Raw genomic sequence first — 15,975 nt, 5'->3', positions numbered from 1 at the left:
CCGAAAGGGACCGGGTCGCGCACGGCGCATCGGGAGCGGCTGCCTGCCCGCCGACACGCCGCGCGCTGAGCGCTATACCGTCGAATACCCGCCGTCCACCGGCACGACCACGCCGTTGACGAACGACGCGCCGGGCGAGCACAGGAACAGGATCACGTTCGCGACCTCGTCGGCGGTGCCCCAGCGCCCGAGCGGCGTGCGCTCGAGGATCTGCCGCGACGCGTGCCCGTCGGCCATCAGCCCGCTGCTGAGCGGCGTGTCGATCCAGCCGGGCGCGACCGCGTTCACGCGAATGCCGCGCTCGGCCCACGCCTGCGCGAGCGAACGCGTGAGCTGCGCGATGCCGCCCTTGCTCGCGCTGTACGCGGGCCGGTCCTTGCTACCGAAGTACGTGTACATCGACGCGACGTTGACGATACTGCCGCCGTGCGCGGACAACGCCGGCAACGCGGCGTCGGATGCGCGCATCACCGACGTCAGGTTTACGTTCAGCACGAGCTCGAACTGGTCCATCCGGTATTCGTCCGCGTGCCGGCTGATGCCGACGCCGTTGACGAGCACGTCGAGCCGCGGCAGCGCGGCGATCGTGCCTGTCAGCGCATCGCTGTCGATCACGTTCAGTTCGACGCATCGGATGCGCTCGTGCACGGGCGCATGCGGGCCGGCGGCGTCGAGCCCGAGCGCGACGACCGATGCGCCGGCTTGCGCGAACCGCCATGCGGTGCGCGCGCCGATGCCCGATGTGCCGCCCGTCACGACGACAGTCTTGCCTTCAAACGCCAACGGACGACTCATGCTCGATGCTCCCGACAGTGTGTGCGCGGCGGGCGTACCGCTGCGCGGGGGAAACCAGAATCTTGATCTGTGTGCGATCGGCGAGCAGTGCGTCGAAGCCGTCGGCGACGGCATCTTCGAGCGATACGGTGCGCGTAACGATCGACGTGAGGTCGAGCGCGCCCGACGCGACGATGCGCAGCAGGTCTTCGTATGCATGCCGATAGCCGACGCTTGCCGTGAAGGTCAGCTCGTCGTTGACCGCGCGGAACGCATCGAAGCCCGCACGCGGCATCAGGCCGACCATCACGACGCGGCCGCCCTTGCGCAGCGCGTGCATCGCCGCTTCGAACGTGGCCGGCAAACCGGCCGCCTCGAAGCTCGCATCGACGCCGAGCCCGCCCGACGCCTCGCGGATCGCATCGCGCAGCACGGCCGCGTCGAGCGAGCGCGCGTTGAACGAGTGCGTCGCGCCGAGACGCGCGGCGGCCGCGAGGCGCTCGGGCGACACATCGACCGCGACGATGGTCGTCGCGCCCTGCAGCTTCGCGAGCTGGATCAGCAGCAGGCCGATCGGCCCGAGCCCGAATACCGCGCAGGTATCGCCGAGCCGGAGTTCGGCGCGGCGCAACGCATGCAGTGCGACGGCGGCGGGTTCCATCACGGCGGCCTGTTCGAGACTGACGCCGTCGGGCAGCCGATGCAGCATGTAGGCCGGCACGACCGCGAAGTCGGCCATCCCGCCGTCGCCCATCAGCCCGGCGAAGCCCATCGACACGCACAGGTTGTACGACCCCGAGCGGCAGTATGCGCATTGGTGGCAGCGATACTCGGGCTCGACGGCGACGCAGTCGCCCGGGTTCAGCGTCGTCACGCCCGCGCCGACTTCGACGACGGTGCCGCAGAACTCGTGGCCGAGCGTCAGCGGCGCGGTGCGCCGCGATAGCGGATGCGGCGCGTCGACCGGAATCGCGTGCGGGCCGTCCGCATATTCGTGCAGGTCGCTGCCGCAGATGCCGCAATAGGCGACCGCGATGCGCACCTCGCCCGGCCCCGCGCGCGGCGTGTCGATTTCCACGAGACGGACGTCGCGCGGGCCATGCCATTGAAGTGCGCGCATGTCAGCGTCCTCCGAGGTTTTGCGCATCGAGACGGTTCGCGGCGGCGCCGGCGAGCGCGCGCTTGCGCAGCACGGCAGGCGCGGTTTCGACGAGGCCGAACGACAGCACGCCCGCGAGGATCGCGCCGGTTGCCGACGTCCACATCGCGAACTGCAGGCCGTAGCGGTCGGCCGCGAAGCCGGCGACGGTCGGCGCGACGAAGCCGCCGATCAGCTCGCCGGCGCCCATGATCAGCCCGAGCGCGCTGGCGATCGCGCGCGGCGGCACCGTTTCGGCCGGGATCGTCGCCATGAACAGCGTGAAGCAGCCAAGGCCCGTGTAGGTCGCGAGCACGAGCGCGCAGAGCGCCCACAGCGAATTCGCGTGAATCATCGCGACGGGGCACGCGGCGGCGACCAGCGCGAACACGATCATCGTCGGCTTGCGGCCGATCCGGTCGGAGATCGCCGGCACCGCGAAGCCCCAGAACACCCATGCGGCGCCGAGGCAGGTCATCACGACGCCCATGTCGGACGGCGAAAGATGGCGGCTGTCGACGAGGAAGACCGGCGCGAACGAGATGACCACGACGAACCACGTGAGGAAGAAGCAACTGATCAACACGCAGAGCAGGATGTTGCGTTCCTTCAGCAGCGCCCAGCGGTTGATCGCGGCGCCGCCCGCCGCTGCCGCGCCGACGGTGTCGGCCTGCGCATGCCGTGCGCCGCCGGGCGGCACTTCGCGAACCCAGCGCCAGATGCAGAAAGCGATCAGGAAGCCCGGAATGCACGATGCGTAGAACGCCTCGCGCCAGCCGTATGCGGTCGCGATGCCGATCACGACCGGCGGGCCGATCATCGCGCCGAGCAGGCCGGCGGCCGAGCCTTGCAGCAGGCCCATGTTCAGCCCGCGGCGGCTCGGCGTCGAACTCTCCACCATCAGCGACTGCGACAGCGGCAGCACGGGGCCTTCGGCGATGCCCATCAGCGCACGGAATGCGATCAGGCTCGCGAAGCCGCCGACGAACCCCGACAGCGCCGAGCACACGGAAAAGCCGAGCACGGCCGCGATCAGCAGCGGCTTGCGCGTGCCGCGCGCGTCGGACCACGCACCGGTCGCGGCGCCGGACAGCGCCCACGTGAGCGCGAGCGCGGACGACACCATGCCGAGCTGCGCATTCGTCAGGTGCAGTTCGGCCGACATGAACGGGAACAGGAACGACAGCGCGAGGCGGTCGAAGAACACGAAGCCGAACGTCATGAACAGAATCAGCAGCAGCCTGTTCTCGTACGTCCATGCGAGTTTGGGGGAAGGGCGGGATGTCATGGCGGGCCTCGTCGCGCGTCAGCGGAACAGCTTCTCGATCGCCTGCGCGCCGAGGCCGACCTTCTCGTAGTGGGCCTTGCACATCGCGATGTACGAATGCACGTCGAAATAGCCGTCGGGGTTGCCTTCATCGTCGAGCCAGATCAGCGGCCCCTTGACGATGAAGAACGCGCGCATCGGCTCGGGATGGTCGAACGCGACGAGCGTGTGGCCTTCGCCCGGCGTCTCGTACACGAAATCGCCCTTCGTCGCGGTCCATTCGTGTTCCAGGTAGCCCCATTTGCCGGACAGCGTGTATGCGAATACCTCGTGCGGGTGATAGTGCCGGTTCACGAGCCCTGCTTCCTTCGCCATCAGGATGTCGCACCATTTGTTCTGCGACGGCGAGATCCACAGCGGCCGCGACGAAACCGTTTCGGTGAACGGAACGTAATAGCGCTCGTCGTCGGTGGCCGCGTTCGCGATGTAGGCCTCGGGCAGCGCATCGGGCTTGAACGGATTGGCAATCGGCGGGATGTTTTGCCAGAATTCGGCTACGGCTTTGTCGACCACGGCTTGTCTCCTTGTGTATGGGTGTCGTGGGTTCGACTTTAGCCAGCCGGTGCGCGCCGCTCTTGACTGGGCTGGACGAATTGCTTGACCGCGCCGGACATCGCACTGCACGACGTTTAAACGATCCATCCCCCAATTCCGCAATGCATGCCGCTCCGTACGACGGGCGCCAGCAGGAGGCGACGTGACGAATTCGACCGTTTTTTCACGCACGCGAGGCTCGACGGCCGACGTGCCGGCGCGCGACCGGATGGCGTACTGGGATGCGTTCAACGCGGCGACGCTGGTCGGCCTGCGCTGCTCGTCGCTGTCGCCGGCCGGGCTCGAAGTCGAGAAGGCCGACATCGCGTTGCCGGGCCTCGGCATCGCCGACATCAGCGGCCAGGATCACGTGATCGAGCGCAGCCCCGCTTTGGTGCGCCAGTTGCCGAAGGAATCGCTGTTCGCATGCCAGATCCTGAGCGGGCGCGCGTACTTCATCCAGCGCGACCGGTGCCTGCTCGCGGAAGCCGGCGATGTCGTCGTCTACGACACGCGCGTGCCTTATCTGTTCGGATTCCTGACGCCGATGCGGCAGTTGCTGATCGATATCCCGATCGCGACGTTCGACGACCGGCTCGATGCGGAACTGGCGGCGCTGCCGCTGCGGATCGCGCCGAAGCCGGGCGCGGGCGCGATGCTCGGCGCGACGCTGAGGGCGAATGTCGAGCGCTTCATGAAGGATCCGGTCGAGCGCGATGCCGCGGCGTTCGCCGAGCACACGCGCACGCTGATCGCGGAACTCATCGGTGCGGAAGTGAACGGCGCAGGCGCATCGCGCGCGTCGCTGTCGTACCTGCTGACCGCGAAGCAGTACATCGCGACGCATCTTGGCGAGCCGGAGCTCGGGCCGCAGGCGGTTGCCGATGCGGTCGGGCTGTCGCTGCGCCATCTCGGCCGGCTCTTTGCGGCCGAAGGCGAGTCGATCACGCAGCACATCTGGTCGGAACGGTTGTCGCACGCGTATCGCGAGCTGACGGATGCGCGGCTGCGCAAGACGAGCGTCGGCGAGATCGCGTTCCGCTGGGGGTTCTCGAGCCAGGCGCATTTCAGCCGCGCGATTCGCGAGCGCTACGGCGCGTCGCCGATGGCGCTGCGCGATGCGGCGCGCGCGGCGGAGTGCTGATCCGGGCAGTGGAGGTAGCGGCGGCGCGTGTGTCACGCGCCGTTTTTGTTTTCAGTGCAGTGCAGTGCGGCGCCCGCGCGCCGCGTCACTCCGCCAGCATGAACTCCGCGCAACGCTCCGCGATCATGATCGTCGGCGCGTTCGTGTTGCCGGACACGATGCGCGGCATCACCGACGCGTCGCAGATCCGCAATCCGTCGATGCCTTGCACCGCGAGGCGCGGCGTGACGACCGCGTTCTCGTCGTTGCCCATGCGGCAGGTGCCGGCCGGGTGATAGACGGTTTTCGCGCGGCGCCGCACGTAGTCGGCAAGTGCGGCATCGGTCAGCGGCTCGGCTTCGCGAACGATGCGCGCGAGCGACGGCGCGCGGATGATCTGCCGGGCGAGCGCGACGCCGCGCACGAGGCCGTCGACGTCGGCCGGGTCGGACAGCGCGCCGCTGTCGAACCGGATCGGTGCGGCCGGATCGTTGCCGCGCAGTTGCACGGAGCCGCGCGAGCGCGGCCTGAGCAGGCACGGGTTGATCGACAGGCCGTGGCCGGGAAGCGGCTCGCGGCCGACGTCGCCGACGAGCGTCGGCAGCACGTGGAACTGGATGTCCGGCCGGCCGCTGCCCGTCGTGTCGACGAACGCGCCGGATTCGACGACGTTCGACGTCAGCAGGCCCGTGCGGCACAGCATCCACTGCAGCCCGTGCCGCAACGCCTTCAGCCCGCGATCCTCGCCCAACAGGCTGACCGGCGCATGGCTATAGCCGTAGATCGATACTTCGAGGTGGTCCTGGTAGTGCGCGCCGACGTCGGGGCTGTCATGCAGCACGTCGATGCCGTGCGCGTGCAGGTGCGCGCCGGGCCCGATGCCCGACAGCATCAGCAGCTTCGGCGTGCTCAGCGCGCCGGCCGCGAGCACGACGTCGGCACGCGCGGCCGCCGAACCCGTCGCGCCGCTTTCGGTTCGCCATTCGACGCCGGTCGCGCGCCGGCCGTCGAACCGGATGCGCGTCACGCGGCAGCCGGTCAGCACGCGCAGGTTCGGATGGCCGATCGCGTCGGCGAGATAGGTGGCCGCGGTGCTGCCGCGCTGCCCGTCGAAGATCGTCGTGTGATAGAAGCCGACGCCGTGCTGCGCGGCGCCGTTGAAGTCGTCGTTGTATGCGAGGCCCGTTTCCTGCGCGGCCTTCACGAACGCGAGGCTCAGCGGATGCCGGTAGCGCGTGTCGCTGACCTTCAATGGCCCGTCGGTGCCGTGGAACGGCTCGGAGAGCCGCAGGTGCGATTCGGCGCGCTTGAACACGGGGAGCACGTCGTCCCAGCCCCAGCCCGTGCAGCCGAGCGCGGCCCAGTCGTCGTAGTCGTCGCGCGTGCCGCGCACGTACAGCATCGCGTTGACCGAACTGCCGCCGCCGAGCGTGCGGCCCTGCGGCACGTAGGTCTTGCGTCCCGCAGCGCCGGGCTGCGGCTCGCTTTCGAACGTGACCGTGCGCCGCGTGCCGAGCACGCGGATGAACGTCGCCGGAATCCGGATGAACAGGCTGTCGTCCTTCGGGCCGTCCTCGAGCAGCAGCACGCGCCTGCCGGCCTTCACCAGCCGATGCGCGACCGTACAGCCGGCCGAACCGCCGCCGACGACGATATGGTCGTATGTCTCCATCCCGCTTCTTCTCCTTGCTGTCGGGCGGCGGAACGAGTGCCGCCGCGCAGGAAGCCAGCTTAGCGAGCGATATGCGGCCCATTTGACCGGGACGGACGCCGTGCTTGCCTCGCACGGACACGGCGGCGGGTGGCGGGTTTTGCGGCGTCCGGTTACCGCGCGTCGGCCGGCGCGCGCGTGTCGCTTGGTGTCTCGCCGAAGCGTGCGCGATAGCTGCGACTGAAGTGTGCGCTGTTGTTGAAGCCCCAGCGGAACGCGATTTCGCTGACCGTCAGGTGCTTCAGCGACCGGTCGCGCAGGTCGGCGCGGCAACGTTCGAGCCGCCGCGCGAGGATGTAGCGCGTGAGCGGCATCCCTTCGATCTCGAACACGCGTGCGAGCTGGCGCGGCGACAGGTTGATCGCGCGGCTCACCGACTGACTGTCGAGATCGTCGTCGGCGAGATGGCTGTCGATGAACGCCTTCGCGCGCGACAACGTGTGGACGGTCGACTTCGTCGGCGACGCATCGCCGTCGCGCAGCCGCAGCATCGACTGCACGAGCTCGAGTATCGCAACGGCGCGCGGCTCGCGGGCGCCGGGCGCCGGCTCCTGCGGCGCGGCGAGCAGCGCGTACAGCTGCCGCACGGCCCACGATGTCACGCCGTCGTCGCGATCGATCTTGACGAGGCTGCGGTAGCGCCACGGCCCGACACGTGCTTCGAACACGTCGCGCGGCACGTCGAGCACGGTCATCGCCATGTCGGCGGGAAAGCCGTGCCCGTACGGCACCGACGTGTCGTAGAGGACGATATCGCCCGACGCGTGCTGCATGCAGTCGACGTCCTGGAACGTATAGCCTTGCCCTTCGTGCATCAGGCAGATGAACACGGCGTCGCGCTGGTCGGCATGGATGTTGTGCGGCGTACGCACGACCGCGTGCCGGTTCGCGACGATGTCGCATGCGCTGAACAGCCCGAGATCGCGCTTGCGCAGCATCGCGTCGATGCCTTCGGACGATTTTCCACTGCATTCGATCCGCACGAGCGTGCGGGCGACGTGGTCGACCCAGAAGTCGACGCGCTCGGCGCCGCGTACGGCGCGCGTCGAGATCGTGACGATCCCCGTGCTGGTATCCGGCATGACGTTCTCCCAATGACCGCCCGAGCGGCGCAGTCTCGGGCACGTCGAATGTCGCGGTCAATCCGTGAAAGACCGGGGCCGGTGTGCGACGCGCTTGCAGCGGGGCGTTGCGGCCGGACGTGCGATCGATGTCCGGCTGGGTCAACGGAAGCGGCCGTGCGAGTCAAAACGCGAGTGCGATTTTCGGCTACGTAGCGCGCGTATCGCCACGCGCTGCCGACAGGTACCGCCGGCCTGCGGCCCCCGACTTCAGGTTGCGCTGGCCTCGTCGATCTGGCGGATGTCGTCCTGATCGAGCCGGATGCGGATCGCTTCGCCGAGCAATTCGAGCTGCGCGAGCGACGTCGCGCTCGCGATCGGCGCGGTGATCGTCGGCCGCGCGATCTGCCACGCGAGCGTGATCGCGGCCGGCTGCGTGCCGTGCTTCGCCGACACGGCATCGAGTGCCGCGAGAATGCGCAGGCCGCGTTCGTCGAGATAGCCGGCGACGCGATCGCCGCGCACGCTCTTCTTCAGATCGGCCTCGCTGCGGTACTTGCCCGACAGGAAACCGCTCGCGAGCGCGTAGTAGTTGACGACGCCAAGCTTCAGGTCGCGCACGACCGGCTCGAGATCGCGTTCGTAGTCGGCGCGGTCGATCAGGTTGTACTCGGGCTGGATGACCTGGTACGCGGGCAGGCCGTCGCGCTTGCTGATGTCGGCGGCTTCGCGCAGGCGCGCGCCGCTGTAGTTCGATGCACCGATGATGCGCACCTTGCCCGAGTCGATCAGCGTCTGGTACGCGCCGAGCGTTTCCTCGAGCGGGGCCGTATCGGCGAGGTCGCGGTGCGAGAAATACAGGTCGATGTAGTCGGTCTGCAGGCGGCGCAGCGAATCGTCGGCGGCTTGCAGGATGTTGTCTTTCGTCAGGCCCGCGCGTGTCGAAAGCAGGCCGACCTTGGTCGCGATCACGACCTGCTCGCGCTTGCCGGAACGCTTGAGCCACTTGCCGATGATCGTTTCCGATTCGCCGCCGCTGTTGCCGGGCGCCCAGGCCGAATAGACGTCGGCCGTGTCGATGAAGTTGATGCCGGTGTCGGCGAGCGCGTCGAGCAGCGAAAACGATGCGTTTTCGTCGACGGTCCAGCCGAAGACGTTGCCGCCGAACGCGAGCGGCGAAACCTGGATGTTCGACGTGCCGAGAGTGCGTAGTGCCATGTTTCTCCCCGAGTACTGAGAGGTGATGGGATTGAATTGCGCGAGATGAAGCCGGTCGCGTTGAGACGGCGAAGCGCATCACGAGGTTCCGCCGTCAGCGCGCAAACCGGTGTGTTTCACGGCCGCGCGCCGGGATGTCGCACAAGGCGATGTCGTCATGGAGACGTTGTCCGTTCGAACGCCGCTCGGCATGCATCGGGATTCCGTATTTATTACCGATCTGCCGCGCCGGACTCGGGAATTGACGTAGCGCGTCAGCGTTGTCGTGAGCCGTCGTCTACGATATCCTTTCATCCCAAAATTAAGGGAGGCAGCGGGCCGCTGCCATACGAACGAAAAAAATCATTCTGAGGCGGTCATGGCTGACCTAGCGGCATTCATTCGAGCCCCGTTTTTCCTGCAAGACAAGCGCTTGCTTGCGCTGTCTTTTCCTTACGACGACGCACCTTCCGTCACCGACTCGTATGGCCGGCATCGTCCGGCGCGGCTGGTCGCCGAGCGTCTCGTCGCGCACGAGGGGCTCGGGATCGACTTCACGTTCGAACTGACGCTGCTGTCCGGCGAGGCGGGCGTCACGCTGGCCGACATGCTGGGCAAGCTACTCGCGGTGTCGATGGTGCGCCCGGACGGCAGCCTTCGCCATTTCACGGGTTATTGCACGGAGTTTTCGCTCGTCCGCAACGACGATTCGATCGCGGAATATCGCGCGGTGCTGCGCCCGTGGAGCCACTTCCTGCGGACACGCGTGAACAACCGCCTGTTCCTCGGACAATCGCTTCAGCAGCAGATCGGCACGCTGCTCGCCGATTACCAGGGGCTCGCGCCGTCCTGGGAGTGGCGCGTGCGCGGCGACGATCCTGCGCGCACCATGAACGTTCAGGGCGGGGGGCTCGGCGAAAGCGACTGGAACTACATCGTCCGCCATCTGGAAGCCGTCGGGTTCCTGTACTGGTGGGAGCACGACGAGACGGGGGTGAAGCTGATCGTCGGCGACGACAGCACGGTACAGTGCCCGGCGGTCGACGGTCGCTCGCAGGAGATCCGTTTCCAGACGCACGACGGCCCGATGGCCGCGGATGCCATTTCGCAATGGTCCGCGGTGCGGTCGCTGGCCGCGGGCAGTTACAGCGCGACGGCGTTCGACTTCAAGGCGCCGCGTGCCGCCAATGCGCAGATACCGACGCTTCATCCGCCGGGTGTCGCGCCGCAGGTCGAGCACCACGAATACGTGGGGCACTACGGTTTCGTGAAGGAAACGCGTTCCGGCGATGCGCTGGCACGCGTGCGGATGGAAGAGATCGAGGCTGCGGCGTCGCGCTTCGACGCGGCCGGCAACCATCACGGCATCCTGCCCGGACGCTGGTTCCAGTTGTCTGACCACTTCAGCACGTCGTCGGGCAGCCCGGAGGACCACCGGTACCTGATTCTCGAGGCCCGTCACGAGGCGGCGAACAATTATCTGCAGGCCGACGGCAAGCCCGAATATCGCAACCGCTTCGTCGCGGGCCATCGGCATACGCCATGGCGTCCGGGCCGCGGGTTCAACAGCGAACCCGTGCGGGTGCTTGCGCCGCAAACCGCGACAGTCGCGGGCGCGAAGGGCGCCGGCAGCGTCGACGTCGACGAATACGGCCGGGTCTGCGTCGTGTACCACTGGGATCGCGCGGCGCAGACCAGCGCGCGGATTCGCGTGGCCGCCGGCTGGGCGGGCGGCGAGAAGGGCATGATCGCGCATCCCCGCGTGGGTAGCGAGGTGCTCGTGATGTGCCTCGACGGCAATCCCGACCGGCCCGTCGTGTCGGGCACCACGTACAACGCGGAACGGATGCCGCCGTGGGTGCTTCCGGACCAGCAGGTGCTGACGGGGCTGCGCAGCCGCGAGCTGTCGGGAGACGGCGGCAATGCGGCGGGCGGTCGTTCGAATCACGTGCTGCTCGATGACACACCGCAACAGCTCCAGCTGAAGCTGCGCAGCGATATCGACGCCAGCGAACTGACACTGGGACATAACGTCCGCATCGACAATACGCAGGGGCGCACCGATCAGCGCGCGCGCGGTTTCGAGTTGCGGACCGACGCGCATGGTGCCGTACGGGCAGCCAAGGGCCTGCTGGTGACCAGCGAAGCGCGCTACGATGCGCGTGCCCATGCGACGGACATCGGCGAGACCGTTGCTCGCCTCGAGGCGGCGCATGACCTGCACGAATCGCTGTCGAGTTCCGCGCATGACGTGAAGGCGCAGGAATCCGGCGACCAGGATGCCGTTCATCAGGCGCTCAGGACGCAGAATGACGGCCTCAAGGGCAGCGGCGGCAATCCGCAGCAGGGAGAGTTTCCGGAGTTCTCGCAGCCGTTCCTGGCGCTCGCCAGCCCGGCGGGCATCCTGGCCACGACGGCAGGGTCGACCCACGTCGCGAGCGATCAGCACGTCGCGCTGACGAGCGGTGCCCACACGAGCATCGGCGCGGGAAAGAGCATGCTGGTCAGCGCGAAGGAGGCGGTGCGCGTCGCCGCATTCGAGAAGGGCATCCGGCTCGTTGCCGCTGCTGCCGACATCGACATCCAGGCGCTGAAGGACAGCATCAACGTGCTGGCCAAGCTGGACGTGAAGGTCGACGCGAACCGCATCACCATCACCGCAAAGGAAGAAGTCCTGATCAATGGCGGCACCAGCTATACGCGCTGGAGCGGCAGCGGCATCGTCCATGGGACCAAGGGCGAATGGACCGCACATGCCGCGTCGCATACGTTCATCGGGCCGGACAGCCTGCCGGTGCCCGCGCGGGCGTTCCCGGGCACGGCGTGCGCGCCGTGCATGGTCAATGCGGCGTCGATGGCGTCGCCGTTCGCGGCCAAGGCTTGAGACAGGGCGCCGAATGACGAATGACCCGATGGCCGCGCAGGCGGCCGATGCGCTGCGGGCCGCGCTGTCGTCGCAGGATGGGCTGCGTGCTTATGTACTGATCGACGGCGCGTTGCTGGATACCTTGCCGGATGACGAAAAAGCGCCGTGGCCGGCGTTTGTCGCGGCATCGCTGCTCGACAACGCTGACGACGATGCGCGGGTCGTCGGGCCACTGCTGTTCGAATGGCAGCCTGCCGCTAATAGTGCCGACGGTGCCGGCGCGGCGGACGCGACCGATCCGCGCAGCATCCCATGGTCGGCAGCGAGCGTGATCGTTTCGCCGCTGACGCTCACGCAACTGGCCGTGCGTCTCGCGCCGATGGTGGATGTTCAGCTCGAGCAGATGGAGAGCGCGATGCTGATGCGCTTTTTCGATCCGCGCGTGCTGCCGTTCTGGCTCGACATGCTGCCCGCGGCGCATCGCGCGTATCTGGCGCAGAGCGTGCGGCACTGGATTCATCTGGATACCGAACTGCAGATCCGGACGGCGGAAATCGCTGCGCCTGCCAACGTCAAGGACGCCGCTGAGTTTCCGCTTCAGTTGTCCCAGGCTCAGGAGGACGGCCTGTTGGCCGCCTGCTATCCGTACACGATGCTCGAGCGGCTGCGCGCCGAGAAGCCCGCGCTGCTGGCGTCGTTGCCGGCCGCGCAGCACTACGGTTTCGTGCGCGATCAACTCGCGCGATGCCAGGCACATGGCGCTGAAAGCGCGGCGTCGCTACTGATCTATTGCGAACTGGCGCTGCGGTACGGCCCGCGCTTCGACGAGCATCCGGCGATGGCCGCCGTGTTCGACGCGGTGGCGCAAGGGCAGGACTTTCCGCAGGCGCTGGCGCTTGTGCCGGCGGAAGGCTGGCAGTGGATACAGGAAGCGGCGGGGTGACGGGCGCGCGCAGCGGATGCAATCGATCGATTCAGGTTTGTCCTGCGGGCGTTATGCGCAACCAAATGAATGTCATGAGAGAAAAATGATGTCGAGAACGAAACACCGTTGGATCACGCTGCTGTCGGTCCTGGCTTTCTTCACAGCCGGATGCAGCAAGGCCGAGAGCGGCTCGGAAAGTCTCGGAACCGGCGAGACCGCAAAATGGAATGATCCGAACTACGAGATCATCAAGGCGGGCTCGTACAACTATTCAGACTATGACATTTACCGGGTCTATCTGCTGCCGTTGGACCAGAGCAACCTGGACGATGCCGCGAGTGTCGACGGCGCGCGGGCGACGCCGCGCACGCAGAACTACTGGAGCGGAGGCAAGGGGTCGCGGCCCAGTCTCGCATGGGATTTCCGCTGGAAAACACCGAAGAGGTTCAAGGTGTGGTGGGAGCGCGTGGTCGACAAGCGCGCGATGGAAGTGTCATCCCCGAATTACGACGAATACACGCATCGCGAAACCCAGCCGGGGATGGCGTGGTGCGAGGGCGAAATCACGATCACGCGTCCGCCGATCAAGGACAAGGATGGCAACGTGCTGCTGCATTTCTTTCCGGACGGACGTGTCGATGGGGACATGGATTTCAGCTTGGGTCGTGCGCCGACCAAGGTCGAGCTTTCCCGGCGCGACGAGCAGTCGAAGCTGACGGGGCGCGCGTGCCTGAAGGAAATTCCCAATCCGTTCTACGGACGCAAGAAACCCGCGCAGTGGAATTGACGCCGGGCGCATTGCCGGAACAGGAGCATAACTGCCATGAGCAATCCCCCCATCATCCGACGTATCACCGATATCACACCTGTCGAGGACGCCATTCGAAGCGCCAACCGGGAGGCGCTCGATCCGATGCTGATCGAGCAGTGCAAGGAGTGTCCGAAACCGGTCTGGTTTACGGCGTTTTTCGATGGAACGGGTAACAACTATGGCGTCGATGGCGGAGGTTCGACGGACGTCAACCGGACCAAGTACAGCAACATCGCCAAGCTCTGGCAGTTTGCGCATGCGGAAGACGACGTGTTCCCTCGTACTGTCCGCAACTATGTAGAGGGCGTTGGCACACCGTGCAGCAAGGTGGGAGATACGGGTAAAGGTCTCGACAACGCGCTCGGTATGGCTGCTGCGAGCAAAGGCGAGTTGCGCATCCGCTGGATGCTCAACGAACTCGACCGGCACGTGACCAGATACATGCCGGCCGTAAGCCAGATCAACGTGGCCGTATTCGGCTTCTCGCGCGGCGCGACCGAAGCGCGCGCTTTCGTCCGCATGCTGACCGAGCAGCTCACCGAGAATATCGGTGGGCGGATCTGGTGGAACAAGAAGAACATGAAGGGGCACCGCCCCGAAGTGGTTGTCTATTTCCTGGGAATTCTGGATACGGTGTCGTCGACGGGCTTCGGTGGCAGCCGCCTTGAGAAGAATGCACCTGTCCTCGTTCAGCCTGTCCTCGGGCCGGTTCTGGGGACGATTGCCGGTGGCGTATTGCGCTATATCGACAAAGGTGGTCACGCGGAGTGGGCGAACGATATCCGCATTCCGGGCTATGTGCGGCAGTGCGTTCACTATGTGGCTTCGCAGGAAGTCCGGGAGAAATTCCCCGGCGACTCGGTGCGGGAGGACCAGATGGTTCCGGGGAACTGCCGCGAGGTGTACTACCCCGGCATGCACTCGGATGTGGGCGGCGGTTACGAGCGCAACTACCAGGAAGGGCGCACCAACGAGTTGGCCAACGTCGCGTTGAACAACCTCTATATCGAGGCATGGAAGGCCGGCGTACCGTTCCGTTCGCCGCAAGAGGTGATGGCGAACGCGGGACAACTGTTCGAGATTTCCAAGGATCTGGAGGCAGCCTGGAACGTGTACATGGGCCAGGGCAACGAAAAGCGCGCGGGCGTGGCGCCGAACAGCGGCCGGCTCGAACCGCAGGTCATCTGGCACATGAACCGCTACTACCAGTGGCGCGCCAGCCGCAGCCGACGCCTGCACGATGGCCGGCTGAAGCCGCCGGGCGGCGTGAATTCCTACATGGCCATTACCGATAGCGAGTGGAATGAAGATACGGATCGCCTCCGTCATGCCAATGGCGGATATCTGACTGTATCTGTTTCGGATCAGGAGAAAGCCATTGACGCGGCCGTCAGGGTCACGGGAAACTGGCTGGGCGGCATCGACCAGGCAGCGCGTGCGACGTTCGACCTGTTCTTCGATCGTTATGTGCACGATTCGATTGCCGGTTTCAAGAAGCAGATGGAAGACGGTCACGTCGGCTTTGCCGAGTCGAGCCGCTGGACGGTCAACCGCCAGTACTTCATGGGAAAGCGCGGCAAGAAGTTCCTATACTGGCGTTACGAAGGCGACAAGGCCGAGCAGGCCGCCACGCAAGTGGCCAAGGCCGATCCGGCCAAGCAGGCGGACCCGACGGCGGTCGGCGAGCCGCAGCTCGCCAGCAACCAACCCGCGGCGGTCGGCGGCGATGCGCTGCCCGATGCGACGTCGACGGCCTGACGCCGCACGCGACACCGTTCGCAACCGCGAGCGGACGACCTGACGTCGCGGCAGACCGGATCTGCCGCGACGCTCCCAATCTCAGCGCAACTGCACGGCCGCGAGAAACAGCACCATGCTGCCGATCGCGCCATCCAGCACGCGCCACGCAACGGCCTTGCGGAACCATGGCGCCAGCAATCGCGCACCGTAACCAAGCCCGAGAAACCACACGACGCTGACCGCCATCGCGCCGATCGCGAACGCGAGCCGCGCGCCTTCCGGCTCGCGCGCGCCGGCCGTGCCGATCAGCAGGAACGTGTCGAGATATACGTGCGGGTTGAGCCACGTGAACGCGAGCGTCATCAGCACGATCGCGAGCCCGCTCTGCGGCGGCGGCGCGACCGCGTCGCCGCGCACGTCGAGCGTTGCGTGGCCCGGCTTGAACGCGCGGCGCAGCGCGTTGATGCCGAACCACGCGAGATACGCGAGGCCGACATACAGCACCGCGTGGACGAACGTCGGATAACGCTCGACGAGCACCGATGCGCCGCCGACGCCGGCGCCGATCAGGATCATGTCGGACAGCGCGCACAGCAGCACGATCTTGCCGACATGCGAGCGCATGATGCCTTGGCGGAGCGCGAACGCGTTCTGCGCGCCGATGGTGACGATGAGCGACGCGCACAGTGCGGCGCCGTGGGAAAAAGCGAGCCAGTTCATGGTGGTGACAGCAGTAGAAGCAGTAGACGGATGAATCGTGTAGCGCTA

The 15,975-nt window shown here is 66.7% G+C and carries 13 protein-coding genes; 5 read left to right on the top strand and 8 right to left on the bottom strand.

Annotated elements, in window-relative coordinates; all coding sequences use genetic code 11:
* Window positions 1–72: 72 nt before the first annotated feature.
* The 4 genes from AC3WLY_RS03615 to AC3WLY_RS03600 are packed head-to-tail and all read right to left on the bottom strand — an operon-like array spanning window position 73 to window position 3,752.
* Entirely contained in the window at window positions 73–795 is a 723-nt protein-coding gene (locus tag AC3WLY_RS03615) for an SDR family NAD(P)-dependent oxidoreductase (protein ID WP_425130415.1), read from the bottom strand.
* Window positions 773–1,894, bottom strand: a complete 1,122-nt coding sequence (locus tag AC3WLY_RS03610) for a 2,3-butanediol dehydrogenase (protein WP_204422171.1) — start codon at window positions 1,892–1,894, stop codon at window positions 773–775. Before AC3WLY_RS03610 ends, AC3WLY_RS03615 begins: the two co-directional genes overlap by 23 nt.
* A gap of 1 nt (window position 1,895) precedes the next feature.
* Window positions 1,896–3,200, bottom strand: coding sequence for an MFS transporter (locus tag AC3WLY_RS03605; protein ID WP_492309141.1), 1,305 nt, complete (start codon window positions 3,198–3,200; stop codon window positions 1,896–1,898).
* Window positions 3,201–3,218: 18 nt separating this feature from the next.
* Window positions 3,219–3,752 (bottom strand): 2,4'-dihydroxyacetophenone dioxygenase family protein, encoded by a 534-nt coding sequence (locus AC3WLY_RS03600; RefSeq protein WP_072445113.1) that lies wholly within the window; start codon window positions 3,750–3,752, stop codon window positions 3,219–3,221.
* 184 nt (window positions 3,753–3,936) lie between these two features.
* On the opposite strand from AC3WLY_RS03600, the gene AC3WLY_RS03595 reads away from it, so the two are divergent.
* The gene (locus AC3WLY_RS03595) at window positions 3,937–4,917 is read left to right on the top strand and encodes a helix-turn-helix domain-containing protein (protein ID WP_492309142.1); all 981 of its coding nucleotides are present in this window, start codon (window positions 3,937–3,939) and stop codon (window positions 4,915–4,917) included.
* Between the two features lie 85 nt (window positions 4,918–5,002).
* Here the strand turns inward: AC3WLY_RS03595 and AC3WLY_RS03590 are convergent, their stop codons facing one another.
* From AC3WLY_RS03590 to AC3WLY_RS03580, 3 genes are all read right to left on the bottom strand, one after another.
* Window positions 5,003–6,568 carry a GMC family oxidoreductase gene (locus AC3WLY_RS03590; protein ID WP_492309143.1) on the bottom strand — a complete coding sequence of 522 codons (1,566 nt, stop codon included), beginning with the start codon at window positions 6,566–6,568 and terminating at the stop codon, window positions 5,003–5,005.
* 152 nt (window positions 6,569–6,720) lie between these two features.
* Entirely contained in the window at window positions 6,721–7,689 is a 969-nt protein-coding gene (locus AC3WLY_RS03585; protein WP_492309144.1) for a helix-turn-helix domain-containing protein, read from the bottom strand.
* A 249-nt stretch (window positions 7,690–7,938) separates the two neighbouring features.
* On the bottom strand, window positions 7,939–8,886 hold the full coding sequence (locus tag AC3WLY_RS03580; RefSeq protein WP_492309145.1) for an aldo/keto reductase: 948 nt from the start codon (window positions 8,884–8,886) through the stop codon (window positions 7,939–7,941).
* Window positions 8,887–9,244: 358 nt separating this feature from the next.
* On the opposite strand from AC3WLY_RS03580, the gene AC3WLY_RS03575 reads away from it, so the two are divergent.
* From AC3WLY_RS03575 to AC3WLY_RS03560, 4 genes are all read left to right on the top strand, one after another.
* A complete protein-coding gene (locus AC3WLY_RS03575) occupies window positions 9,245–11,749 on the top strand; it encodes a type VI secretion system Vgr family protein (RefSeq protein ID WP_175959838.1) in 2,505 nt (834 codons plus the stop codon).
* Between the two features lie 13 nt (window positions 11,750–11,762).
* Complete coding sequence (locus AC3WLY_RS03570; protein ID WP_492309146.1) at window positions 11,763–12,674, top strand: DUF4123 domain-containing protein; 912 nt, start codon at window positions 11,763–11,765, stop codon at window positions 12,672–12,674.
* An 85-nt stretch (window positions 12,675–12,759) separates the two neighbouring features.
* A complete protein-coding gene (locus tag AC3WLY_RS03565) occupies window positions 12,760–13,443 on the top strand; it encodes a DUF3304 domain-containing protein (RefSeq protein ID WP_244137246.1) in 684 nt (227 codons plus the stop codon).
* 36 nt (window positions 13,444–13,479) lie between these two features.
* Complete coding sequence (locus tag AC3WLY_RS03560; protein WP_175959836.1) at window positions 13,480–15,225, top strand: T6SS phospholipase effector Tle1-like catalytic domain-containing protein; 1,746 nt, start codon at window positions 13,480–13,482, stop codon at window positions 15,223–15,225.
* Window positions 15,226–15,306: 81 nt separating this feature from the next.
* Here the strand turns inward: AC3WLY_RS03560 and AC3WLY_RS03555 are convergent, their stop codons facing one another.
* Window positions 15,307–15,927, bottom strand: a complete 621-nt coding sequence (locus AC3WLY_RS03555; RefSeq protein WP_492309147.1) for a LysE/ArgO family amino acid transporter — start codon at window positions 15,925–15,927, stop codon at window positions 15,307–15,309.
* Window positions 15,928–15,975 lie beyond the last annotated feature (48 nt).

Source organism: Burkholderia sp. FW306-1C-G01B, from assembly GCF_058781685.1.
Note: the sequence above shows the minus strand (reverse complement) of the source record. Positions and strands in the feature narration are given on the sequence as shown.

Bases quoted from the DNA above. Each gene is read 5' to 3' on its own strand.
- AC3WLY_RS03615 (WP_425130415.1), bottom strand. From the start codon at position 795: ATGAGTCGTCCGTTGGCGTTTGAAGGCAAGACTGTCGTCGTGACGGGC.
- AC3WLY_RS03610 (WP_204422171.1), bottom strand. From the start codon at position 1,894: ATGCGCGCACTTCAATGGCATGGCCCGCGCGACGTCCGTCTCGTGGAA.
- AC3WLY_RS03605 (WP_492309141.1), bottom strand. From the start codon at position 3,200: ATGACATCCCGCCCTTCCCCCAAACTCGCATGGACGTACGAGAACAGG.
- AC3WLY_RS03590 (WP_492309143.1), bottom strand. From the start codon at position 6,568: ATGGAGACATACGACCATATCGTCGTCGGCGGCGGTTCGGCCGGCTGT.
- AC3WLY_RS03585 (WP_492309144.1), bottom strand. From the start codon at position 7,689: ATGCCGGATACCAGCACGGGGATCGTCACGATCTCGACGCGCGCCGTA.
- AC3WLY_RS03580 (WP_492309145.1), bottom strand. From the start codon at position 8,886: ATGGCACTACGCACTCTCGGCACGTCGAACATCCAGGTTTCGCCGCTC.
- AC3WLY_RS03575 (WP_175959838.1), top strand. From the start codon at position 9,245: ATGGCTGACCTAGCGGCATTCATTCGAGCCCCGTTTTTCCTGCAAGAC.
- AC3WLY_RS03570 (WP_492309146.1), top strand. From the start codon at position 11,763: ATGACGAATGACCCGATGGCCGCGCAGGCGGCCGATGCGCTGCGGGCC.
- AC3WLY_RS03565 (WP_244137246.1), top strand. From the start codon at position 12,760: ATGATGTCGAGAACGAAACACCGTTGGATCACGCTGCTGTCGGTCCTG.
- AC3WLY_RS03560 (WP_175959836.1), top strand. From the start codon at position 13,480: ATGAGCAATCCCCCCATCATCCGACGTATCACCGATATCACACCTGTC.
- AC3WLY_RS03555 (WP_492309147.1), bottom strand. From the start codon at position 15,927: ATGAACTGGCTCGCTTTTTCCCACGGCGCCGCACTGTGCGCGTCGCTC.